Origin of the sequence: Pacificispira sp., from assembly GCF_965228185.1 — a bacterium.
Taxonomy (GTDB): domain Bacteria; phylum Pseudomonadota; class Alphaproteobacteria; order UBA8366; family Aestuariispiraceae; genus Pacificispira.
The window spans coordinates 314,924-335,245 of record NZ_CBDDHE010000008.1; the positions used below are offsets into that span (position 1 = coordinate 314,924).

22 protein-coding genes are annotated in these 20,322 nt (G+C 63.6%); 13 read left to right on the forward strand and 9 right to left on the reverse strand.

Annotated elements, in window-relative coordinates:
- Positions 1-75: 75 nt before the first annotated feature.
- The 7 genes from ACO06O_RS16195 to ACO06O_RS16225 all read left to right on the forward strand — a co-directional run bounded on the left by ACO06O_RS16195 (position 76) and on the right by ACO06O_RS16225 (position 7,220).
- A complete protein-coding gene (locus ACO06O_RS16195) occupies positions 76-1,767 on the forward strand; it encodes a methyl-accepting chemotaxis protein (protein ID WP_421881994.1) in 1,692 nt (563 codons plus the stop codon).
- A gap of 10 nt (positions 1,768-1,777) precedes the next feature.
- Complete coding sequence (locus ACO06O_RS16200; protein WP_421881997.1) at positions 1,778-2,695, forward strand: ChaN family lipoprotein; 918 nt, start codon at positions 1,778-1,780, stop codon at positions 2,693-2,695.
- A gap of 75 nt (positions 2,696-2,770) precedes the next feature.
- Complete coding sequence (locus ACO06O_RS16205) at positions 2,771-3,268, forward strand: PAS domain-containing protein (protein ID WP_421882000.1); 498 nt, start codon at positions 2,771-2,773, stop codon at positions 3,266-3,268.
- A gap of 176 nt (positions 3,269-3,444) precedes the next feature.
- Positions 3,445-4,329 (forward strand): PhnD/SsuA/transferrin family substrate-binding protein, encoded by an 885-nt coding sequence (locus ACO06O_RS16210; RefSeq protein WP_421882003.1) that lies wholly within the window; start codon positions 3,445-3,447, stop codon positions 4,327-4,329.
- Complete coding sequence (locus ACO06O_RS16215) at positions 4,307-5,206, forward strand: phosphonate ABC transporter ATP-binding protein (RefSeq protein WP_421882006.1); 900 nt, start codon at positions 4,307-4,309, stop codon at positions 5,204-5,206. Before ACO06O_RS16210 ends, ACO06O_RS16215 begins: the two co-directional genes overlap by 23 nt.
- Positions 5,203-6,021 carry a phosphonate ABC transporter, permease protein PhnE gene (gene phnE, locus ACO06O_RS16220; protein ID WP_421882009.1) on the forward strand — a complete coding sequence of 273 codons (819 nt, stop codon included), beginning with the start codon at positions 5,203-5,205 and terminating at the stop codon, positions 6,019-6,021. The genes ACO06O_RS16215 and phnE overlap by 4 nt, the downstream gene beginning before the upstream one ends.
- A 32-nt stretch (positions 6,022-6,053) precedes the next feature.
- On the forward strand, positions 6,054-7,220 hold the full coding sequence (locus ACO06O_RS16225) for an alpha-D-ribose 1-methylphosphonate 5-triphosphate diphosphatase (RefSeq protein ID WP_421882012.1): 1,167 nt from the start codon (positions 6,054-6,056) through the stop codon (positions 7,218-7,220).
- On the opposite strand, the gene ACO06O_RS16230 is transcribed toward ACO06O_RS16225, so the two are convergent.
- Positions 7,213-7,710 (reverse strand): Lrp/AsnC family transcriptional regulator, encoded by a 498-nt coding sequence (locus ACO06O_RS16230; protein WP_421882015.1) that lies wholly within the window; start codon positions 7,708-7,710, stop codon positions 7,213-7,215. The genes ACO06O_RS16225 and ACO06O_RS16230 overlap by 8 nt on opposite strands.
- A gap of 142 nt (positions 7,711-7,852) precedes the next feature.
- Between ACO06O_RS16230 and ACO06O_RS16235 the strand changes: the two genes are divergently transcribed.
- Positions 7,853-8,863 (forward strand): mitochondrial fission ELM1 family protein, encoded by a 1,011-nt coding sequence (locus tag ACO06O_RS16235; protein WP_421882018.1) that lies wholly within the window; start codon positions 7,853-7,855, stop codon positions 8,861-8,863.
- Between the two features lie 87 nt (positions 8,864-8,950).
- On the forward strand, positions 8,951-9,841 hold the full coding sequence (locus ACO06O_RS16240) for a LysR family transcriptional regulator (RefSeq protein WP_421882021.1): 891 nt from the start codon (positions 8,951-8,953) through the stop codon (positions 9,839-9,841).
- 15 nt (positions 9,842-9,856) lie between these two features.
- On the opposite strand, the gene ACO06O_RS16245 is transcribed toward ACO06O_RS16240, so the two are convergent.
- Together ACO06O_RS16245 and ACO06O_RS16250 are read right to left on the reverse strand one after the other, a co-directional pair.
- Positions 9,857-10,447, reverse strand: a complete 591-nt coding sequence (locus ACO06O_RS16245) for an HD domain-containing protein (protein ID WP_420418616.1) — start codon at positions 10,445-10,447, stop codon at positions 9,857-9,859.
- A gap of 62 nt (positions 10,448-10,509) precedes the next feature.
- Positions 10,510-10,983 carry an Lrp/AsnC family transcriptional regulator gene (locus tag ACO06O_RS16250; RefSeq protein WP_421882023.1) on the reverse strand — a complete coding sequence of 158 codons (474 nt, stop codon included), beginning with the start codon at positions 10,981-10,983 and terminating at the stop codon, positions 10,510-10,512.
- 118 nt (positions 10,984-11,101) lie between these two features.
- Here ACO06O_RS16250 and ACO06O_RS16255 point away from each other — a divergent pair, with 118 nt between their 5' ends.
- Entirely contained in the window at positions 11,102-11,971 is an 870-nt protein-coding gene (locus tag ACO06O_RS16255) for an EamA family transporter (RefSeq protein ID WP_421882026.1), read from the forward strand.
- Here ACO06O_RS16255 and ACO06O_RS16260 read toward each other — a convergent pair.
- A complete protein-coding gene (locus tag ACO06O_RS16260) occupies positions 11,968-12,852 on the reverse strand; it encodes a DMT family transporter (RefSeq protein WP_421882028.1) in 885 nt (294 codons plus the stop codon). The two genes, ACO06O_RS16255 and ACO06O_RS16260, sit on opposite strands and share 4 nt — an antisense overlap.
- A complete protein-coding gene (gene lpdA / locus ACO06O_RS16265) occupies positions 12,853-14,256 on the reverse strand; it encodes a dihydrolipoyl dehydrogenase (RefSeq protein WP_420418620.1) in 1,404 nt (467 codons plus the stop codon).
- 161 nt (positions 14,257-14,417) lie between these two features.
- Between lpdA and ACO06O_RS16270 the strand changes: the two genes are divergently transcribed.
- Together ACO06O_RS16270 and ACO06O_RS16275 are read left to right on the forward strand one after the other, a co-directional pair.
- The gene (locus ACO06O_RS16270; protein ID WP_421882031.1) at positions 14,418-14,693 is read left to right on the forward strand and encodes a hypothetical protein; all 276 of its coding nucleotides are present in this window, start codon (positions 14,418-14,420) and stop codon (positions 14,691-14,693) included.
- A gap of 69 nt (positions 14,694-14,762) precedes the next feature.
- The gene (locus ACO06O_RS16275) at positions 14,763-15,467 is read left to right on the forward strand and encodes a GntR family transcriptional regulator (RefSeq protein WP_420418622.1); all 705 of its coding nucleotides are present in this window, start codon (positions 14,763-14,765) and stop codon (positions 15,465-15,467) included.
- A 12-nt stretch (positions 15,468-15,479) separates the two neighbouring features.
- On the opposite strand, the gene ACO06O_RS16280 is transcribed toward ACO06O_RS16275, so the two are convergent.
- From ACO06O_RS16280 to hflK, 4 genes are all read right to left on the reverse strand, one after another.
- Positions 15,480-15,791, reverse strand: a complete 312-nt coding sequence (locus tag ACO06O_RS16280; protein WP_420418623.1) for an NfeD family protein — start codon at positions 15,789-15,791, stop codon at positions 15,480-15,482.
- A 14-nt stretch (positions 15,792-15,805) separates the two neighbouring features.
- Positions 15,806-16,753, reverse strand: a complete 948-nt coding sequence (locus ACO06O_RS16285) for an SPFH domain-containing protein (protein WP_420418624.1) — start codon at positions 16,751-16,753, stop codon at positions 15,806-15,808.
- Positions 16,754-16,875: 122 nt separating this feature from the next.
- Positions 16,876-17,757: a protease modulator HflC gene (hflC, locus tag ACO06O_RS16290; RefSeq protein WP_421882035.1), complete on the reverse strand. Its 882-nt coding sequence runs from the start codon at positions 17,755-17,757 to the stop codon at positions 16,876-16,878.
- Positions 17,754-18,905, reverse strand: coding sequence for an FtsH protease activity modulator HflK (hflK, locus tag ACO06O_RS16295; RefSeq protein WP_421882039.1), 1,152 nt, complete (start codon positions 18,903-18,905; stop codon positions 17,754-17,756). The genes hflC and hflK overlap by 4 nt, the downstream gene beginning before the upstream one ends.
- A gap of 313 nt (positions 18,906-19,218) precedes the next feature.
- On the opposite strand from hflK, the gene apbC reads away from it, so the two are divergent.
- Positions 19,219-20,313, forward strand: coding sequence for an iron-sulfur cluster carrier protein ApbC (gene apbC / locus ACO06O_RS16300; RefSeq protein ID WP_421882042.1), 1,095 nt, complete (start codon positions 19,219-19,221; stop codon positions 20,311-20,313).
- Positions 20,314-20,322: the final 9 nt, after the last annotated feature.

The window sequence follows — 20,322 nt, forward strand, 5'->3', positions numbered from 1 at the left end:
TCCTAAGGCTATCCTACCCAGTTCTCCTTCAGACGATACCCTAGTAAGATAGGGGAAAATTTGAAGGAAACTCCCATGCTGTCCAAATTGTCGATCAATGCGAAGCTGTTGCTAATCGTGGCGGCGCTTACGCTTACCAGCGTCGTCGTGGCCTGGGTAACGCTGGACGCGATGTACAGGGCGATGGTGTCCGAGCGTCTTTCCAAGCTGAATGCGCTTACCGAGACCAGCGTCAACGCCGCCAAAGCCTATAATCAGCGTGTCACGGACGGTGAGATGACACGGGACGAGGCAATCCAGGAATGGGCCAAGGTCGTGTCGGCGATGACCTATGAGGGCAAGGAGTATCTCTTCGCCTGGGACCGCAAGGGAAATGCCATCGCCCATATCCGCCCCGATCTCCTCGGCAAGAACCTCTGGGACCTGCAGGACCCGACCGGAAAATACCTGATCCGCGATTTGTGGGAGGTCTCCCTCGCGTCGGAGGAAGGTGGCCGATACGACTATCTATGGCCCCCTGCCAAGGACGAAACCCCGATCGCGAAGGTCAGTTGGGCTCGCTATGTCGAACCCTTCGATCTGATGGTCGGGACCGGCGTCTTCATCGAAGATCTGGACGCCGCTTTCCGGGAACAGATGATCACGGTCGTGATCGTGATCGTGGTTCTGGCCGGATTTTCGATCCTGATCGCCCTGCTGATCGCGCGCGACATCGCGGGATCCCTGGGACGCGTCGCCAAGGTCATGCAGCGGATGAATGACGGCGATCTGGACGTCGGCGTGCCGGATCAGGATCGCCGTGACGCGGTCGGGAGCATCAGCCGGGCACTGGATGTCTTGCGCGCCGGCGCGAAGGAAGCATCCGCCCTTCGCGAACAGCAGGCGGAAACCAAGGCCCTGGCGGAACGTCAACGCAAGGAACAACTGGCCCGTATTGCCGAGGAATTCCGCGCATCCGTCGAATCCGTCGTTGGGAAGGTTTCCAAGGCATCCGAGGAAGTCCGCGCAGCGGCAAACAACATGTCGGATATGGCGCAGTCCACCCAGCAGCAGGCCGGCGAGGCATCCGCGGCAACATCGGAATCGTCGGAGAATGTCGCCACCGTGGCCACGGCAACGGAGGAACTGATCGCGTCGATTCAGGAAATTGGCCGGCAGACCGCAAGCGCCCGCTCCGTCAGCGAGGACGCCGTAGGGGCCACGGAGCGCTCGGAACAAACCGTTCAGGGACTGGTCGAGGCGGCCCAGAAGATCGGTGACGTGCTGGGCCTGATCGCCGAGATTGCGGAGCAGACCAATCTGCTGGCCCTGAACGCCACCATCGAGGCCGCCCGCGCGGGCGAGGCCGGGAAGGGATTCGCCGTCGTCGCCAGCGAGGTCAAGGCTCTGGCCCAGCAGACGCAGCGGGCGACCGACGACATCAACTCCCATATCGACGGTATCCGGAAAGCCGTGGGCGATGCGGCCGGGGAAATGTCAAACATCCGGGACGTCATTTCGGACGTGTCCCGGTCGGCAACCGCGATCAGCGCCGCCATCGAGCAGCAGGCCGCCGCGACCCAGGAAATCAGCCGCTCGATCCAACAGGCCGCCAGCGGCACCGAACAGGTCAGCAGCAACGTTGCGGCCGTGACCGACACGGCGCGGAACGCTGGGCAGGTGGCCGAACATCTGCTCACCGCCGCGAACGCGCTGACGCAGGATTCGGTTGTCCTTCGCGATCAGGTTACTAAGTTCCTGAACTCACTGTCCGAGCAACAGAACTGATCGCGACTTCATGATTCGACCCGCTGCCGCCCTGATCGGAATCCTGTTCGTTCTGGGGGCGGCGCGGGCCGAACCGGTTCCTGCCGGCCTTGCCGGGGCCGATATCCTGGACACTCAGCGCGGCACGCCCCTGACGGAGGAAGAGTTTCTCGAGCGGGTCCGGTCAGCGGACATCCTGTTGCTCGGCGAAGTGCACGATAATCCCGGTCACCATGCGGTACAGGCGGCGATACTGCGTCATCGCCTCGAAAACACAGACCGGCCCGCCAGTGTCGTCTTTGAAATGCTGCCCCGTTCGAAACAGCCGGCAATCGATGCCTATAGCGGCGACGCGGACGGGTTTGCCGATGCGATGGGCTGGGACGACAGCGGTTGGCCGGATGCGGCGATCTATCAGCCGGTTTTCGATGCCGCCTTCGAGGCCGGGGCACGGCTGATCGCCGGCGATCTGCCGCGCGACACCCTGAAATCGCTGTATGGCGCCGGTCCGGAAAACCTGCCGCCGGAGATTCTGAAGGTCTACCGATTGTTCGACCCGCTGCCGGAGGCGGTGCGGGACGAGATGACCGAACTGCAGTTCGACGCCCATTGCGGCGTCTTTCCCCGCGACCGACTGGCGGCCATGGTCACGATTCAGCGTGCCCGCGACGCCGCCCTGGCTGCGGCCGTGATCGCGGCTTTCGAACAGTCCGGCAGGCCGGTCATCCTGATCGCCGGGACCGGCCATACGCGCACAGATTACGGTGCGGGAAAGCTTCTGCGCCTCGGCCTGCCCGGCGTCGACATCTTGGCCATCGGCATGGTCGAGCGGGGCAAATGGGCCGGCGCGCCCGCCCCATACGATGTCGTGATCGCGACCGACCCGCACAGCCGCCCGGATCCTTGTGACAAACTGCGAAAGAGTCACGGCGGGGACCAATCCGGTTAGAGGTCCATCCGGTTAAGAGTTAGGTAACCTTTTGCGACCTAGACTTGCGGCCTTGCTGGTTAAAATGGGCCTGCCATGTCCGGGCTGGAATTCGATCTATCGGCGCTGGACCACTCCAGCATACGCATCCGGCGAATATTCGATTACTGGAACCATATCCGTGCCGGACGTCCCATGCCGGCCTGGTCCGATTTTGACCCCGCCGACATTCCCCATCACTTGCCCGGCATCATCCTGATCGATGTCGAGGCGCCACGCCCCGACGGCACATTCCCCTATCGCTATCGCGTTGTCGGACAATGGGAGGTCGACGCAAGGGGCCATAACCCGACGGGCTCGACGGTCGATGAAGGGTTTTACGGCCCCGCCCTGGAGAACGCGCTTTCCGATTACGACACGGTGCGCAGCACGGCCGGGCCGCTCTATGCCCCGCTCGATTTCATCGATTCGCGCGGGCTGCATGTCGACGAGTATTCCATCCTGCTGCCATTCACGGATAAGGGCACACAGGTCGACAAGATCCTGGTTTATTCCGAACGACGTGTCCGGCCGGACTGCGAACTACCATACTGACTGGGCCCATTCGGGCCGCTCTCACCAAGCGTGAAGGTTTCGCGACAAACCCGCGACATATTCCAGACGCGCGCGATTGGAACTTCATGCCCGCTTCACGGCAGGGCCACGATCGCTTCACGGCGACCTCCTAGCATCACCCTCCTCGACCAACATCCCGGAGAGGGGGTTCCGCCATGAAGAAATTGTTCTCGGCCCTGAGCATAGCCATGCTCGTCGGGCTTTTCGGCGCGCCGGCCAAGGCCGACACGATCAAGCTCGCCGTTACCGACCTTGTCGGTCTGGAAGAATTGCAGCGTGAGTTCGGCGAGTTCGTGACCGTCCTGGAAGACGCGACCGGCCACGAAATCGAATTCCTGCCCGTGACCAACCGCACCGCCGCGGCGGAAGCCCTGCGCTTCGGCAAGGTCGATTTCGTCCTGACCGGCCCGGCCGAATATGTCGTGATGAAGAAGCGCACGAATGCCGACATCGTTGTCGGTTTCTCGCGCCCGGACTATTTCGCGGTTCTGATCACCCTGGCCGAGAACGGCTACAATCTGCCGACCGATCTGAAGGGCCAGAAGGTCGCTCTCGGCTCCGTCGGGTCGACATCGAAGCATCTGGGTCCGATCCAGGTTCTGGCGGATTACGGCCTGAAGCCGCTGAACGATGTCGAAATCATTCACACCAAAGTGCCGGTCGCCTGGGAAGCGCTGAAAAAGGGCGATGTCGCCGCGATGGGCGTCAACCACATCAACTTCCTGTCGCTGCGTGACAAGGAAGCGGCTTCGGGCGGCCTGCCCCCCGGTGCCTTCCGTATTGTCGGCCGTGGCCCGGATCTGCCGAACGACGTGTTGATGGTCGGCCCGCATGTCGACAAATCCATCGTCGACACTTTCCGCACGGCCTTCGTCGAGCGGTCCGACGATCTGATCGCCGCGATCCTGGCCGGCGAGGACAACAAGAAGTATTCGGGGATGCGGTTCATCTCCAACATCAAAGACAGCAATTATGACTACGTCCGCGCGATGTACGACACCGCGGGCTATCCCGAATATGCCGACTTCATCGGCAACTGACCGTATCCGGGTCGTCTCCCCGTCCGATCATCCGGCCGGGGAGCAGGGGAGGGCGCCCGACGCGCCCTCCCCGCCCGCTTTCGACGGGCAGCCGCGTCCCGTCAATGCCGCAACCGCCTTGTCCGTAACCGGCTTGCGCAAGACCTATCCCGGCCCGACGGGCGCGACGACCGTGCTGCGGGGAATCGACTTCGCGGTCCAATCGGGTGAGGCCGTGGCCATTGTCGGCGCGAACGGCTCCGGCAAGAGCACCGCGCTGCGGTGCGCCCTGCGTCTGATCGAGCCCAGCGCGGGCGACGTCGTTTTGGACGGGCGCTCCATCATCGGCCTGTCCGGCAAGCGGCTGCGCGCCGCCCGGGCGCGGGTCGGCTTCGTCTTTCAGCGCCACAATCTCAGCACCCGGCTGACCGTGCTCAGCAATGTCCTGCATGGCGCCCTGGCAAGAGGCGGCGGCATGCGAAACTGGAGTCATGCCTTTGCACGCCCCGAGGAAAGAGCACGCGCCCTACACTGCCTGGATCAGGTCGGCCTTGCCGATCTGGCCGGACGGCGCGCGGACCGCCTGTCCGGCGGCCAGTCGCAGCGCGTCGCCATCGCCCGCGCCCTGATGCAGGATCCGGCCATGCTGTTCGCCGACGAGCCCGCCGCCAGCCTGGACCCGAAAGCGGGAGAGGATGTCATGGAACTGTTCGCCCGGCTGCGGGCGGAGTCGGGCATCACCCTGGTCTTCGTATCGCATAACCTGGATCACGCGTTGGCCTATGCCGACCGCCTGATCGGCCTGAAATCCGGCCGTATCGTGCTGGACAGATCCAGTAGCGGCATCCAACCGAACGATCTCGCCGGTCTCTACGAAACCGCGGAGGCCCGACCATGAGCACGTCAGACGCCCGTAGCCTGCCGCCGCGCTGGTCGAGCCCGGGCCTTGTGCCAGGCATCCTGTTCGTCCTGTTCGTCGCCTTCTTCGCCTGGTCGTTGAGCCGGGCCGGGATTTCCATTCCGGACCTGATCGCCGGCATTCCGGCCATGGGCACGATCGCGTCCGAAATGGTGCCGCCCGCCACGGACCGGTTCATGCCGATGCTGAACGCGGTGCTGACCACCTTCCAGATGGCTTTGGTCGGGGCCGTGATCGGCATCGTCCTCAGCCTGCCCATTGCCGTGCTGGCCGCACGCAACCTGTCGCCGCATCCGCTGATCTATTCCGGCACACGGGCCCTGGTCAGTTTCATGCGCACCGTGCCCGACCTTGCCTGGGCGTTGTTCTTCGTCGCGTCGGTCGGCCTCGGCCCCTTCGCCGGGACACTGGCGCTGATCGTCGACACGATCGGCTTCTGCGGCCGGTTCTTTGCCGAAAGCATGGAGGAGGCCGATCCCGGGCCGGGCGAGGCCCTGGCCGCCATGGGGGCGCGGCGGATCGATATCGTCGCCTGCGCCGTCCTTCCCGCCGCGACGCCGGGCCTGACCAATGCCGGGCTGTTCTCGCTGGAGAAAGCCGTACGGTCCTCCGTCGTGCTGGGCCTTGTCGGGGCCGGCGGGATCGGCGCGGAACTGGCCGTGTCGATGGAAATGTTCCGTTATGACCAAGCCGCGATGATCGTCCTTATGATCTTCGTCCTGGTCCTGGGCGTGGAGCGGTTCAGCGCCTGGGCGCGGGCAAAGCTGCTCGACGGGACCGCGCCCAAGCTGTAACCCTTTTCCCGATTAAAGAGGACCCACCGATCATGCCGGACAGTATCGCCACCCAGGAAAGCGTCACCCTGCGCCATACGCGCGCGCTGTTGCCCGGCGGGTTCCAGGACGGGGTTACCATCGCCATCCAGGACGGCTGCATCGTCGAGATCGGCGACGGGCCCGGACCGGCGGCGGAACTGGAGATCGACGGCCGAAACCTGACCGTTTTGCCGGGGCTGATCGACCTGCATGGCGACGCCTTCGAACGCGAAGTCGCGCCGCGTCCCGGTTGCGTCTTCCCATTGGACCTGGCGATCGAGTCGAATGATGCCAACCTGATCTCGGCCGGGATCACGACCTTCTTCTATTCCATCACCGATGGATTCGAGCCCAGTGTGCGGAACCGCGCGACGGTGCGCGGGTTGCTGGACGGGATCGAAGGCAGCCGCGAGCGACTGATGTGCGACAGCCGCATCCACATCCGCCATGAATGCGTCGCGACGGACGATCATGAGGAATTGCTGGGCTGGATCGCCGGCCGGCGGATCGACCTTCTGTCGCTGAACGACCACCTGCCGAAACCGGGCGATGCGCGCAAGCTGGACCGCTACCGGGCCGGCGCCGCGCGGCGCTTCACCATGAGCGCGGAAGATCTGGAAAGCTTCATCGCCGACCGTCAGGCCCGCCGCGACCTCGGCAATGCCCAAACGGAGGAATTGGCGGCGGCGGCCCATGCGGCCGGCGTGACCCTGGCATCCCATGATGAGCTCACGGCCGAGGACGCGGCCCGCGCGGCCGTGCTGAACGTCCGCATCTGCGAGTTCCCCCTGACCGCCGATTGTGCGGAAAAGGGACTGGCACGAGGGGCGTCCGTGGTCATGGGCGCGCCCAATCTGGTGCGCGGCGGCAGCCATGTGGGCGGCACCAGTGTGCGTGACGAAATCGCCGCCGGCCGGGTCAGCATCCTGGTCAGCGATTACTTCTATCCCAGCCTGCTGCGCGCGCCCTTCCTGATCGCCGAGCTGGGCCTGCTGCCGCTGGAGGAGGCCTGGCGCCTGGTATCCGGCAATCCGGCGGAGGCATCGGGTCTGGGCGACCGCAAGGGCCGAATCGCCGTCGGCGCGGATGCCGACCTGATCGGCGTCCGGGACGCGTCCGGCCTGCCCGGCGACATCGCCCTGGTTTCGGCCCGAAATCGGCTGCGCCGGATCAGATAATGTCTTCGATCGGGACTTCGGGGTCGACCGGGACGCCGTATTCCTGTTTCGATGCGCGAATGCCGATGGCCGACCGGACATTGGCGACATTCGGGGCAGCGGTCAGCTGACTGGTCAGGAACCGGTTATAGCTGTCCAGATCCCGCGCGACGATTTTCAACAGAAAGTCGGTATCGCCCTGCAGCATGTGGGCTTCGCGGACCAGCGGCCAACCGCGCGCCATCTCCTCGAACTGCCGCAGATCGGCTTCCGCCTGGCTGACCAGGCCGACAAAGGCGAAGACGGTGACGTCGAAACCCAGCATCTCCCCGTCCAGATCGGCGTGATAGCCACGAATGAATCCGGCCTCTTCCAATGCACGCACCCGGCGCAGACAGGGCGGAGCCGAAATACCGGCCCGTTTGGCCAGTTCCACATTCGTGATCCGGCCGTCATCCTGCAGGTCCCGCAGAATTTTCTTATCGATTTTGTCCAGTTTGGCGTGGCGCATGGCGCTGAGTGTCCTTTCAACCGGCTTCGGGGCCAAGTGGGCTGGAATTACCCTGACGGCGCGTTCCACGCAATAATATTATAGTGACAAAACGCATTTTCAGCCGCTTGCCTCAAAAGCGGGGCGCGGGCATAACCGGAGGATGAGCCGATCCGGAAACGCCCCGCCGCCTGCGGAACGCCCTGTCTGCTGGGTCCTGACCGACGGCAAGGCGGGCAATGTGAACCCCGCCCTGGGTCTGGCGGAACGCGCCGGTTTGGCAATCACCGAGATTTCCGTCGCCCTCGCCCGGCCCTGGGTCTGGTTGCCGCCGGGATTCTGGCCGCCCGGCGTGCTGGGCGTCGACCGTGCCTCGGCCGCGCGCCTGACTCCGCCCTGGCCGGATGTGACCCTGTCCTGCGGACGCCGCGCCATCGGTCCGGCTTTGGAGGTCAAGCGGCGCAGCGGCGGGCGAACCAGGACGGTCCATATCCAGCATCCGCGTATGGCGATCGACCGTTTCGACCTGTTGATCGTGCCGGAACACGACCAACTCTCCGGCCCGAATGTCGAAGTCACCTGCGGCTCCGTCCACCGCGTCACCCGCGAAAAGCTGGACGCTGCCGCACGGGAGTGGGCCGGGCGGCTGGCCCATCTGCCCGCCCCCAGGATCGCAGTCTGTATCGGCGGCAAGAACACCGCCTATCGTTTCGACGCGGCGGTGGGGCAAGCAATCGGCGCCGATCTGGCGACACTGGCACGGGATACAGGTGCGGGTCTGATGCTGACCTTTTCCCGCCGCACCCCGCCGGAAGCCGCAGTGGCGATCCGCGAGGCCCTTGCAGGCACGGCAACGGAAATCTGGGACGGACAGGGCGAAAATCCTTATTTCGGATATCTGGGCCTTGCCGACCGGGTCATCGTCACCGGCGATTCCGTCAACATGGTATCGGAAGCCGCCGCCACTGGACGCCCGGTTCAGGTCATCCGTCTGCCGATCACAGGCCGTGCCGACAAGTTCGAGCGATTTCACGCCGCAATGGAGCGTCGCGGGGCCACGCGGCCGTTCGGCGGGACGCTCGAGGACTGGGATTTTCAGCCGCCGGACGACACGCAGCGCGCCGCCGACCGCCTGTGCGCGCTGATGAGCGACAGCGGCAATTCCGCTCGCTGACCCGTTTTTCGTCGATTTTCGGGGGCGACTCTCCTAAATATGCCTTCGGGAGGCGCAATCGGCGCGTTGTAAGGTGACCCCATGCCAATGGATTGGGACAGACTGCGGATTTTTCACGCCGTGGCCGAAGCGGGCAGCTTCACCCATGCGGGTGAGAAGCTGAACCTCAGCCAATCGGCGATTTCGCGCCAGATTTCCGCGCTTGAGGAAAGCGTGCGGGTCCCGCTGTTCCACCGCCATGCCCGCGGACTGCTGCTGACCGAACAGGGCGAGATGCTCTATCGCACGGTCAAGGACGTGTTCCACAAGCTGAGCATGGCCGAAGCGCGGCTGGCCGAGACCAAGGACCGGCCGTCCGGCCCGCTGAAGGTCACGACGACCATGGCCTTCGGGTCCACCTGGCTGACCCCCCAAATCAAGGAATTCATCGACCTGTTCCCGGAGGTCGAGGTCACGCTGCTGCTGTCGGACGAGGAATTGGATCTCGGCATGCGCCAGGCCGATGTGGCCATCCGCATGTCGCCGCCGCGCCAGCCGGACCTGATCCAACGGCCGCTGATGAGCGTCAAACACCTGATCTATGGCAGCCCCGACTATTTCGCGCGGCGCGGTCACCCGAACACGGCATCCGATCTGGATCATCACGATCTGATCGTCTTCGGCGAGGAAGCACCGCAACCATCGAAATCGGTGAACTGGCTGTTGGATGTCGGCGCCCGGCCGGAAACGCCGCGCCGGCCGATCCTGCGGGTGAACAATGTTTACGGCATTTATCGCGCGGTTCGGTCGGGTCTGGGCCTCGCCGCCCTGCCGGAATTCATGCAGCCCGAACAATTGAAGCTGGAGCCGGTCCTACCGGAACTGGAAGGCCCGGTCACCCAGGCCTATTTCGTCTATCCGGAAGAACTGCGCCATTCCAAGCGCATCACCGTGTTCCGCGACTTCCTGCTGCGCAAGGTCGCGGAACACAATTTCTAAGCCCGCACCCGCACCTTATTCCGCCGCCTGGGCATTCGTGGAGCCCAGCTCCTGGTGGCCGAACTTCGATTGCGCCATGACCCGCCGCACCATGGGTTCGAAGAACTCCAGCGGCAGCGTATCGTAATCCGGGTCGAAAGCGTTCTGATCGTAGTTCTGACAGAAGTAGACGCAGGCATCGTAATAGGGATGGTCCTTGAACCGGTCCCGTGCATTGCGGTCGCCGCCCAGGAAATGGTCATAGTAATAGCCCTGGAACAGGCCGTGATGCTTCACGATCCAATAGGTCTGGTCCGACACGAAGGGCTTCAGCATCGCCGCCGCCATTTCGGAATGGTTATACGGGCTGAGGATATCGCCGATATCGTGCAGCAGTGCCGCGACGACCACTTCCTCGTCAGCACCATCGCGATGGGCCAGCGTCGCGGATTGCAGCGAATGGACATAGCGGGTGACGCGATAACCGCCCCAATCCACATCCAGGCTGCGCAATTGCGTCAGGACCCGGTCGACCAGATCGGCGTTGAATTCGTCCTCGAGGCGGCACAGCAGGCGCCAGTCCTCCTGGGTCCCGTCTTCCATTTTGGTCCAGCCGACATATTCCATCGCAAGCCTCCTTCGGTTTCCCCGATCTGACAGCGGGATGCCCGCCGCCGTCAAGGGCCGCCTTAACGAATGGGCACCAAAGGCGGTAACCGTCGATCGAACGGCGAAGACTGCACCACCGACGTATTGGTCGTCGCATGAATGATCAGACGGTCGATCAGGACTTCCAGGTCCTGCACCGTGCGGACATGGGCCTTGGCGACAAAGCAATCATCCCCGGTCACCCGGTCGCATTCCACGAATTCCGGTGTTTCCGCCAGAATTTCCGCGACCTTCTGCAATTTTCCCGGCAAGGGCCGGATACGCAGCCAGGCGGTGATCGCAAGACCGATCGCCGCCGGATCGAGGTCGATCGTATAGCCGCGCAGAACCCCGGCTTCCTCCATCCGCCGGATACGCTCCGCGACACTGGGCGCCGACAGGCCGACCATCCGCGCCAGTTCGGCATGGGCGATCCGGGCATTCTCCGCCAGTGCCGACACGATACGCATATCGGTTTCGTCCAGCGTGGCATTTTTCAAACGAAGCTTATACATGCCTTATCCTTTCGTTTCGAAGCAACTATCCCGCTTTTCTCTTTCAATATCCATTCTTTTCCCGGCCATCACCCTGCATCTTGCGCCCGACCTTAGGATTTGCCGGCAGGAGGACGGAATGACGAACGCAAACTCGGGATATGGCAGGGTCGCCGCACGGGTGCCGCCGCAGGCATGGTTCGGCGTCAGTGCCGTCTTTCACTATCTGGGTCCGTCCTTCGCGGTGCTGCTGTTCCCGGCGGTCGGCGTGCTGGGGGTGGCCTGGTTCCGGGTCGCCTCCGCCGCCGCGGCCTTCTGCCTGATCGCATCGCCCATCCGGACACTGCGTCAGGCCGACTGGAAGGGCCGTCTGCTGCTGGTGGGGCTGGGCCTATGTCTGGCGGTCATGAATACCTCCTTCTATCTGGCGCTGGACCGGCTGCCGATGAGCCTCGTCGCGGCGATGGAATTCGTCGGGACCATCGCGGTCGCGCTCTGGGGTCTGAGGACCGGCCGCAATCTGATTGCCCTGATCCTGACGGTGCTGGGGGTCGCGGTTCTGATCGACGTGAAATGGGCTTCCGACCCGATGGGTCTGTTCTGGTCCGCCCTGAACGCGCTGCTCTTCGTCGGCTATATCGTGCTGGGCCACCGCGCCGCGGCCAATGGCGCGGATCAGGGGGTTGAGCGTCTGGGCGCGGCGATGCTGATCGCCTTCATCGCCCTGATGCCCCTTGGCTTTGTTCAGGCCGTCGCCGTGCTGGACCAACCGCTGTTGATACTGGCCGGGATCGGGGTCGGGCTCTGCTCGTCGGTGATCCCGTATATCTGCGATCAACTGGCCATGTCACGACTGCCACGCGCCAGTTTCGCGCTGTTGCTGGCCCTGCTGCCGGCGACGGCGACCGTGATTGCCGCCATCGTCCTGACACAGATCCCCAGTTTCCGGGATCTGGTCGGCATTGCCCTGGTCATGGCGGGGGTGGCAATCCACAGACCGCTGCGTTAGCGCCGCGTCTCCCGCCAGGCGACGAACAGACCACCACCGATCACGAGGCCGCAGCCGAGCCAAACCGACAGGGCCGGAAACTCATTGAAGACGACGTAGCCCAGCACGGTCGCGGTCACCATTTCGAAATAGGGCATCGGCGCCATGGCCGACGCTTCCAGCCGATCGGCCGCCCAGACGATCAGACCGTGTCCCAAGGTCAGGACCGCCCCCATGATCGCGATATGGAGCCATTGTTCGGCAGTAAAGGCCTGGAACACCGGCAGGGCCAGCGGTGTCATGCCGATTGCGCCGACGATGCCCATCCAAAGCATGGTGACCATGGGCGGATTGCGCCCGGCATTCTTGCGGGCGATCAGCAGGTATAGGACCAGACAGATTGCCGCCCCGACCGCGTAGAGGGAACCGATCTCAAACCGCGCTGTGCCCGGTTTCACGATCAGCAGCATGCCGACAAATCCGACGGCAACCGCCCCCCAGCGCCACGGACCGACCCGCTCCCCCAGGACCAGACCGGAAACCGCGGTGACGATCAACGGCGCAACGAATAGGGTCGCCGTCACCGTCGGCATCGGCAGTTCCCGCAATCCGAAGAAGACCAGCACGGTCGCCCCGGCCACCGACAGGCCCAGGCCGATCTGGGTCAATGGCGCTTTCGGAAACAATGCCTTCCGGCCGTAGAAGCACAGCGCCAGTGGCAGCATGTAGACGACCTGGGCCAACCAGCGGCCCCAGCCGATCTGCAGCGGGTGGACGCCGCCGATCCCCATCGCCTTGGCGATGGCATCGGAGACCGGCAACAGCAGGAACCCCAGCCCTGCGGCCAGGAATCCCAACGTCACCCGCGCCGATGGGGCGGCGATGTCCGGACCGGCCGCCACTTACATGTGGATCGGTCGCCCGTCGACGGCCAGTGCCGCCTCCTTGACCGCCTCTGAGAAAGTCGGGTGGGCGTGACAAGTCCGGGCCACATCCTCCGCCGATCCGCCGAATTCCATGATCGTCACGATTTCCTGAATCAAGTCGCCGGCATTCGGCCCGATGATATGGGCGCCCAGAACCTTGTCGGTCTCGGCATCGGCCAGAATCTTCACGAAGCCTTCCGTCGCGTCATTCGCCTTGGCACGGGAATTGGCCGTGAACGGGAATTTGCCGGACCGGTATTTGCGCCCCTGTTCCTTCAACTGTTCTTCCGTCGCGCCGACATCGGCCACTTCCGGCCAGGTGTAGATCACGCCCGGAATGGCGTCGTAATTGATATGCGGCTTCTGACCCGCCAGCATTTCGACGACGACGGTGCCTTCATCCTCGGCCTTATGGGCCAGCATGGCGCCCGGAATGCAGTCGCCGATGGCGTAGATGCCGTCGACATTGGTCCTGTAGTGACTGTCGACCTGAATCACGCCGCGCTTGTCGCGCTCAACGCCCAGTTCGTCCAGCCCCAGACCTTCGGTATAGGGACGGCGCCCGATGCACAGCAGAACCTTGTCGCAGGACAGCGTTTCGGCATCGCCGCCCGCCGCCGGTTCCATGGTCAGTTCGACGCCGGATTTGGACTTCTTCGCGCCGGTGACCTTGGTCTTCAGCTTGAACTCCATGCCCTGCTTTTTCAGGATCCGCTGGAAGTTCTTCGACACTTCGCCGTCCATGGTTGGGACGATACGGTCCAGGAACTCGACCACGGTGACCTTCGCACCCAGACGGCCCCAGACGGAGCCGAGCTCCAGCCCGATGACGCCGCCGCCGATCACGACCAGATGTTCCGGCACCTTGTCGAATTCCAGCGCGCCCGTCGACGTCACGATGGTTTTCTCATCGACCTCGATCCCCGGCAACGGGGTCGATTCGGAGCCGGTCGCGATGATGATGTTCTTGGTTTCGACCGTCTTGCCCTTGTCTTCGCCTTCGGTGACGGAGACCTTGCCGGGCGCGTCGATATGGCCGCGGCCCTTCAGATAGGTGATCTTGTGTTTCTTGAACAGGAACTCGATGCCCTTGGTCAGGCCATCGACGATCCCGGATTTGCGCGTCATCATCGCGCCCAAATCCAGCTTCGGTTTCACCACAATGCCGTGGTTAGAAAAGGAATGCTGGGCCTCATGAAACAGTTCCGAGGATTGCAGCAGCGCCTTGGACGGGATGCAGCCGACATTCAGGCAGGTCCCGCCCAGCGCGCCGCGCATCTCCACACAGGCCGTTTTCATGCCCAGTTGCGCGGCACGGATCGCGGCCACATAACCGCCCGGCCCACCGCCGATTACAACGACGTCATAGGTATCGCTCATTTGTCGAGAACCCCCGATTTGGATGGCTGTTCCTTGGTTAGCCGGACATTGCCCCAAAGCGGTCGCAGGGGCAACCCGCCGGGGCTGCGGCAAGACGCGTCCTTTGACACCGCGCGACGGCGCCACCACATTGATATTGCCGCTGAGATAAGGAGTTTCCGATGCGTCGACTGATGCTTGTATCCGCCCTGACGATTCTGATGCCGCTGTCGGCCGGCCCGTCCCTGGCGCAGGAGGACAAGACGCCGGAAACGCTGGCCCTGGAAGGGTTGGATCGGATGATGCGTGCGCTGGAACTGTTCGTCGACACGATCCCGCTCTATGAGCCGCCGGAGGTCCTGCCCAATGGCGACATCATCATCCGGCGCATCCCGCGCGGGGACGAATCCGCACCACAGGGGGGCGACAAGGAAGAAGGCGGCGTAAAGGACATCTGACCGGAACGCCCGACGTCCCACGATTTCTGTTGCTCGCGGGCGGATCGCCGCCCACAATGTGATCACAAAATGAGCGACAGACCCGACCCTTTCCCTACCGAAGACACCTCGCCCGCCGGCACCTTGCAGGAACGGGTCTATCGCGAATTGCGTGAGGAAATCATGCTGGGGCGTTTCCGTCCCGGCGAGGCGATGACGATCCGCGGCCTGGCGGAAAAGCTGGGCACCAGCATGATGCCGGCCCGCGAAGCACTGCGACGGCTGGTGGCGGAACGGGCGCTGGACCTGTTGCCGAACCGACGGATCGCGGTCCCCCATATGACGCCGGAGACCTTCCGCGAACTGACCGAGGCGCGGGTCGCGCTGGAAGTGCTGGCGGCCCGCCGCGCCTTTCCGGAAACCGATTCAGCCTTGGCCGATCAGCTGGACGTCATCAACGACGAACAGGACGTCGCCATCGCGAAGGGCGACTGGGCGGGATATCAGGAGCGCAACCGCGCCTTTCATTTCGCACTGTACGAACGCGCGCCGGGACGGGTGCTGATGCCGCTGATCGAAAGCCTGTGGCTGCAGATCGGGCCGTTCCTGTATCTGACCCGCGAAAGCCTGGGCACGACCTATCTGGAAGACCGGCATGTCGAGGCCATCGCCGCCATTCGCGACCGCGACGAGGACGCGCTGGCCCTGGCCGTGGAACAGGATATCCGCGACGGCATGGGCGGATTGCCCGCCCTTCTGACCCAGCGGGGAGCCCGCACGGCCACAGGCCGCTAGAGGGTCAGGCAGCTAGTATTCGTTGATATCCGGGGTTTCGTCGCGCCGGCGCTGAAACATCCTACGGATCAGGAAGACCGATGCGATGGACAGAACCGCGAAGGCGATCAGCACGTCGTGCCAATCCTCCAGCAGGATCGTGTCGCTGAACCAGAACCGGTTTTCGGCATAAAGAGCGGCAGAGACCAGCGCCGCCGAAACGCCGACCGGCAGGACGAAGAGATTCAGGCCGATCAGGATGTCGGCGATGATCAGAACCATCGCCAGAATGATCCAGACTTCGGGCCGGAACAGCCAATAGGTAATCGAAACGGCGGTATCCATTGTCTAACCCGCCCTTAATTCCCGCGGCGGGAGGCAGCCAGGGTTTCGGCCAGGACCTGCAGCGACCCGACGGCGCCGGCGATATCGGTCGGCACGATGATGGTCTTGGAATTGTCCGCCGACGCGACCCATCCCAAGGCTTCGACCTGGCGCTTCATGATTTCGAAATCGACGGCGGCTTGGCCGTTCTCGGCGATGGCTTTGGCGACAAGGCGGGTCTGTTCGGCATCGGCTTCGGCCGCGACCTTGACGGCATAGGCCTTGGCATCCGCCTGAACCCGGGTGGCTTCGGCGTCCTTCTGCGCCTCATAGAGCATCGCATCGGCCGCCAGCTCGACGGAGCGCTTGTCGCCCTCCGCCTTGGCGATCGCGGCGCGGCGCTGCCTTTCGGCGTTCAACTGCTGCCGTTGGGCGTCCTTGGTCTGCTCGTCGATGATCACATCGGTGATTTCGGTCCGCGTGATCTCGATGCCCCAGACCTCCGCAGCCTGCTGCAGGTTCTTCGCGATCTCGGCATTCATCGACTCGCGCGACGACTGCAATTCGTCCAGTTCCAGCTTGCCGGCGGCGGATCGGACGATGGAGGTCGCGGCGGTATAGATCGCTTGGTCGATATTGTTGATTCGGTAGACCGAGGAGGCTGCGTCCAGCACCCGGTAGAAGACGGTGGCTTCCAGACGGACCTCGACATTGTCGCGGGTGATCACTGAAATTTCGAATTCCGGAAGCTGTCGCTCCAGAACCGAAACCCGATGCGCGACACGGTCCAGGAAGGGCACGATGAAGTTCAGCCCGGCGCTCAAGGTCTTGGTGTATTTGCCGAAGCGTTCGACCACATAGACGCGGCTTTGCGGCACGACCTTCACACCCTGGAAGACCAGGATCAGCGCGAACAGCACCAGGATCAGAACGATCACGCTGGACAGCGATTCCTGGATCAGGTTCGAAATTTCGGCACTCACAGGACATTCCTCCCCTAATCGAAAACGTGTTCTTCATACACGCTTAGCCGTTGTCGGGGGAACAAAAAACGGCCCCGGATCGTCGCCGGGGCCGTCTTTCATTCGGTCACGAAAGACCTGATTTACTGCGATTCCGGCGGCGCACCGGTCTCGTCCCGGAAGAACCGGAAGAAATCGCTGTCCGGCGGGCCGACATAGGTCGTCGTATCCCCGGAAAGCCCCTTCTGCATGGCCTGCATGGAACGCCAGAAATCGAAGAACTCGACATTCTTGCCATAGGCGTTGTTGTAGAGGCCCTGGGCTTCGGCGTCGCCTTCCCCGCGCAGGATCTCGGCTTCCCGCTGGGCTTCGGCAACGATGACCCGCTGGCGCTTGTCGCCTTCGGCCCGGATACGCTTCGATTCCTTGTCGCCCTCGGCACGGACCAGACGGGCCTCCTGCTCTCGCTGGGTGCTCATCCGATCGAAGATCGCCTTGCTGTTCTCGGCCGGAAGGTCGATGCGCTTGATGCGGACGTCGACGACCTCGACCCCGAAATCCTTCGCCTCATCGGCGACGATCCGGGTGAACTCCTCCATCAGGCGGGCGCGTTCCGGCGTCAGAACAACGGACAATTGGACCTCACCCAACACCCGGCGCAGGGCCGAGTTGATCAGCGCATCGAAACGCTGCTCCATGTTGAACTCAGTTCCGACCGTCGTATAGAAGTCTAGCTGATTGACGATGCGATAACGGGCGAAGGCGTTGACGACCAACTGCTTCTGGTCCGCCGTCGGAATTTCCTGAACCGTCGCGTCGTAATCCAGCACGCGCTTGTCGAAGAAGCGGGCCGTGTCGATGAACGGCAGCTTGAAATTCAGGCCCGGTTCGCTGATCGACCGCTGAACTTCCCCGAAACGCAGTACCAGAACCTGCTCCGTCTCACGGACGGTGAAGGCGGCGCTGGCCGTTACGACCAAGCCGGCAACGACGATGACAAGGGCAATGATGCTCTTCTTGCTCATTGGTTCGTCCCCCGCGACTGAGACTGATTCGTCAGGCGATCCAACGGCAGATAGGGCAGGACGCCCTGACCGCCGTTTTGGCTGTCATTCTGAATCAGGACCTTGTTCATGCGCTCCAGGATTTCCTCCATGGTCTGCAGGTAGATCCGGCGTTTGGTGATATCCGGCGCCTGTTCGAACTCCGTCAGGATCGACAGGAAGCGCTGCGAATCACCCAGCGCCTGGTTCACCCGTTCCTCCTTATACGCCTCGGCGGCGCGCAGGATGCGTTGCGCGTCCCCTTCGGCGGTCTGGGTGACTTCGTTGAAATAGGCGGTCGCCTGGTTGATCATCCGCTCGCGGTCGGCATTCGCCGCCTGCACGTCGCGGAAGGCGCCGATGACTTCACCCGGCGGTTCCACGCTCTGCGGGTTGACCTGGGTGATCTCGATCCCCGCCTCGTAGCTGTCCAGGATTTCCTGAATGCGCTTCTGGGCGTCCAGACCGACGGCGTTCCGGCCACGGGTACGAATGTATTCGAACCCGCTTTTCCCGACGATTTCGCGCATTGCCGCCTCGGCCGCGTTGCGAACGCTTTCCTGCGGGTTGCGGACGTTGAACAGGAAGGACTGCGCGTCGCTGATCTTCCAGAAGACCGAGAACTGCACGGCGACGATGTTCTCGTCCCCGGTCAGCATCAGGCTTTCCTCGTCGATCACGCGCTTATTGCCGTTGCTGAGATTCTGGAAACCGATATTGACCTGGTTGATCGCGGTCACATTCGGCAACAGCACTTCGCCGATCGGTGCCGGGAAATTATAGTTCAGACCTGGCTCGGTCGTTGCGACAAGCTTGCCGAACACCAGTTCCGCGCCGCGCTGTTGCGGCTCCACGCGGTAGAAACCGGTCGCCAGCCAGCCGAGAACGACCAACAGGGCCAGGGCGATGATGCCCTTGCCGCCCAGTCCGCCCGGCATCATGGATTTCAGTTTCTCCTGGCCGCGCCGGACCATTTCCTCGACATCCGGCGGTTGACCGCCCGGTCCGCGGCCCCCGCCGCCACCGGGGCGTCCCCACGGGCTGTTGGGCCCGCCACCGCCGCCATTGCCGCGATTGCCGCCGCCGCCCGAGCCACCCCAGGGGCCGCCGCTGTTATTTTCCCATGGCATCTCGTTCTATCCGTCCGCCGTTGTTGTGCTGATGCGTTCCGGCACCTTGCCCTGACCGTTCTCATGAATGTGCCCGGTCAGGGCACGCGATGGTGCGCTCCGAAATCCCCGTTTCGACCGGGTTCGCGGCGCATAACACTCGATTTTACCGGTGCAAACAACCCGTGCGTCAACCACGGACCGGATTCCAGGGCTTTGCGCCGCCTCCCCGCTTCATATATGTAGCCAAAAGGCATTCGCCAGCGCCGAACCGTGAGAATGCGGCGCTTTGTCCGACAAAATCGACCGACCGTTCCCAGGAGGACCCGCATCCATGGCCGAGATCACCGAAGACAGCGTCCGCAAGGCCTTGACCGGGATACGTGCGCCGGGCGGCGGCGATGTGGTAAGCGCGGGGCTGATCGCGGCCGTCGCGGTAAAGGACCGCATGGTCCAGGTTACCCTGGAAATCGACGATCCTGCCAAGGCAGACGCTTATGAATCCGTGCGCCGGGATGTCGAGAAGACGGTCGCCGCGATGTCCGGCGTGCTGAACGCCACCGCTGTCCTGACCGCCGAAGCGCCGAAAGGGGGCGCCCAGAAGCCGGCCGCCCCGGCGAAGAAAAAGGGGTCGGACCAGATCCACCACATCGTCGCGGTCGCCAGCGGCAAGGGCGGGGTCGGCAAATCGACCACGGCGGTCAATATCGCCCTGGCCCTGCGGCGCCTGGGCCTGACGGTCGGCATGCTGGATGCGGATATCTATGGCCCGTCGCAGCCGCGCATGCTGGGCATTTCCGGCAGCCGCCCCAATTCGCCCGACGGCAAGACGCTGGAGCCGCTGGAAAGCTTCGGCATCAAGGTCATGTCGATCGGTTTCCTCGTCGCCGAGGACCAGCCCGTCGTCTGGCGCGGCCCGATGGTCATGGGCGCGCTGCAGCAGATGCTGGACGACGTAAGCTGGGGCGAGTTGGACGTGCTGATCGTCGACATGCCGCCCGGCACCGGGGACGCGCAATTGACCATGTCGCAGAACGTGCCGCTGGCCGGTGCGGTGATCGTTTCCACCCCGCAGGACATCGCCCTGCTGGACGCCCGCAAGGGGCTGAACATGTTCCGCAAGGTCGACGTGCCGGTTCTGGGCATCATCGAGAACATGTCGATGTATGTCTGCCCCAATTGCGGCCATGAAGCGCATATCTTCGGTCATGGCGGCGCGAAGCTGGAAGCGGAGAAGCTGGGCACGCCTTTCCTGGGCGAAATCCCGCTGGAAATCGAAATCCGCGAAACCGCGGATGGCGGCAACCCCATCGTCGTATCCAAACCGGACAGCCCGCATGCCGCCGCCTATATGGCCGTAGCGGAAAAGGTCCGCGACGCGCTGGGCGCCGGGGGCGGCCGCGCGGCCCCGCGCTTCGTGACCGAGTAAACCGGGTTC

What these genes read in the sequence shown, in the direction of transcription:
- ACO06O_RS16195 (WP_421881994.1), top strand. Translation starts at nt 76, where the DNA reads ATGCTGTCCAAATTGTCGATCAATGCGAAGCTGTTGCTAATCGTGGCG.
- ACO06O_RS16200 (WP_421881997.1), top strand. Translation starts at nt 1,778, where the DNA reads ATGATTCGACCCGCTGCCGCCCTGATCGGAATCCTGTTCGTTCTGGGG.
- ACO06O_RS16205 (WP_421882000.1), top strand. Translation starts at nt 2,771, where the DNA reads ATGTCCGGGCTGGAATTCGATCTATCGGCGCTGGACCACTCCAGCATA.
- ACO06O_RS16210 (WP_421882003.1), top strand. Translation starts at nt 3,445, where the DNA reads ATGAAGAAATTGTTCTCGGCCCTGAGCATAGCCATGCTCGTCGGGCTT.
- ACO06O_RS16215 (WP_421882006.1), top strand. Translation starts at nt 4,307, where the DNA reads ATGCCGACTTCATCGGCAACTGACCGTATCCGGGTCGTCTCCCCGTCC.
- phnE (WP_421882009.1), top strand. Translation starts at nt 5,203, where the DNA reads ATGAGCACGTCAGACGCCCGTAGCCTGCCGCCGCGCTGGTCGAGCCCG.
- ACO06O_RS16225 (WP_421882012.1), top strand. Translation starts at nt 6,054, where the DNA reads ATGCCGGACAGTATCGCCACCCAGGAAAGCGTCACCCTGCGCCATACG.
- ACO06O_RS16230 (WP_421882015.1), bottom strand. Translation starts at nt 7,710, where the DNA reads ATGCGCCACGCCAAACTGGACAAAATCGATAAGAAAATTCTGCGGGAC.
- ACO06O_RS16235 (WP_421882018.1), top strand. Translation starts at nt 7,853, where the DNA reads ATGAGCCGATCCGGAAACGCCCCGCCGCCTGCGGAACGCCCTGTCTGC.
- ACO06O_RS16240 (WP_421882021.1), top strand. Translation starts at nt 8,951, where the DNA reads ATGGATTGGGACAGACTGCGGATTTTTCACGCCGTGGCCGAAGCGGGC.
- ACO06O_RS16245 (WP_420418616.1), bottom strand. Translation starts at nt 10,447, where the DNA reads ATGGAATATGTCGGCTGGACCAAAATGGAAGACGGGACCCAGGAGGAC.
- ACO06O_RS16250 (WP_421882023.1), bottom strand. Translation starts at nt 10,983, where the DNA reads ATGTATAAGCTTCGTTTGAAAAATGCCACGCTGGACGAAACCGATATG.
- ACO06O_RS16255 (WP_421882026.1), top strand. Translation starts at nt 11,102, where the DNA reads ATGACGAACGCAAACTCGGGATATGGCAGGGTCGCCGCACGGGTGCCG.
- lpdA (WP_420418620.1), bottom strand. Translation starts at nt 14,256, where the DNA reads ATGAGCGATACCTATGACGTCGTTGTAATCGGCGGTGGGCCGGGCGGT.
- ACO06O_RS16270 (WP_421882031.1), top strand. Translation starts at nt 14,418, where the DNA reads ATGCGTCGACTGATGCTTGTATCCGCCCTGACGATTCTGATGCCGCTG.
- ACO06O_RS16275 (WP_420418622.1), top strand. Translation starts at nt 14,763, where the DNA reads ATGAGCGACAGACCCGACCCTTTCCCTACCGAAGACACCTCGCCCGCC.
- ACO06O_RS16280 (WP_420418623.1), bottom strand. Translation starts at nt 15,791, where the DNA reads ATGGATACCGCCGTTTCGATTACCTATTGGCTGTTCCGGCCCGAAGTC.
- hflC (WP_421882035.1), bottom strand. Translation starts at nt 17,757, where the DNA reads ATGAGCAAGAAGAGCATCATTGCCCTTGTCATCGTCGTTGCCGGCTTG.
- hflK (WP_421882039.1), bottom strand. Translation starts at nt 18,905, where the DNA reads ATGCCATGGGAAAATAACAGCGGCGGCCCCTGGGGTGGCTCGGGCGGC.
- apbC (WP_421882042.1), top strand. Translation starts at nt 19,219, where the DNA reads ATGGCCGAGATCACCGAAGACAGCGTCCGCAAGGCCTTGACCGGGATA.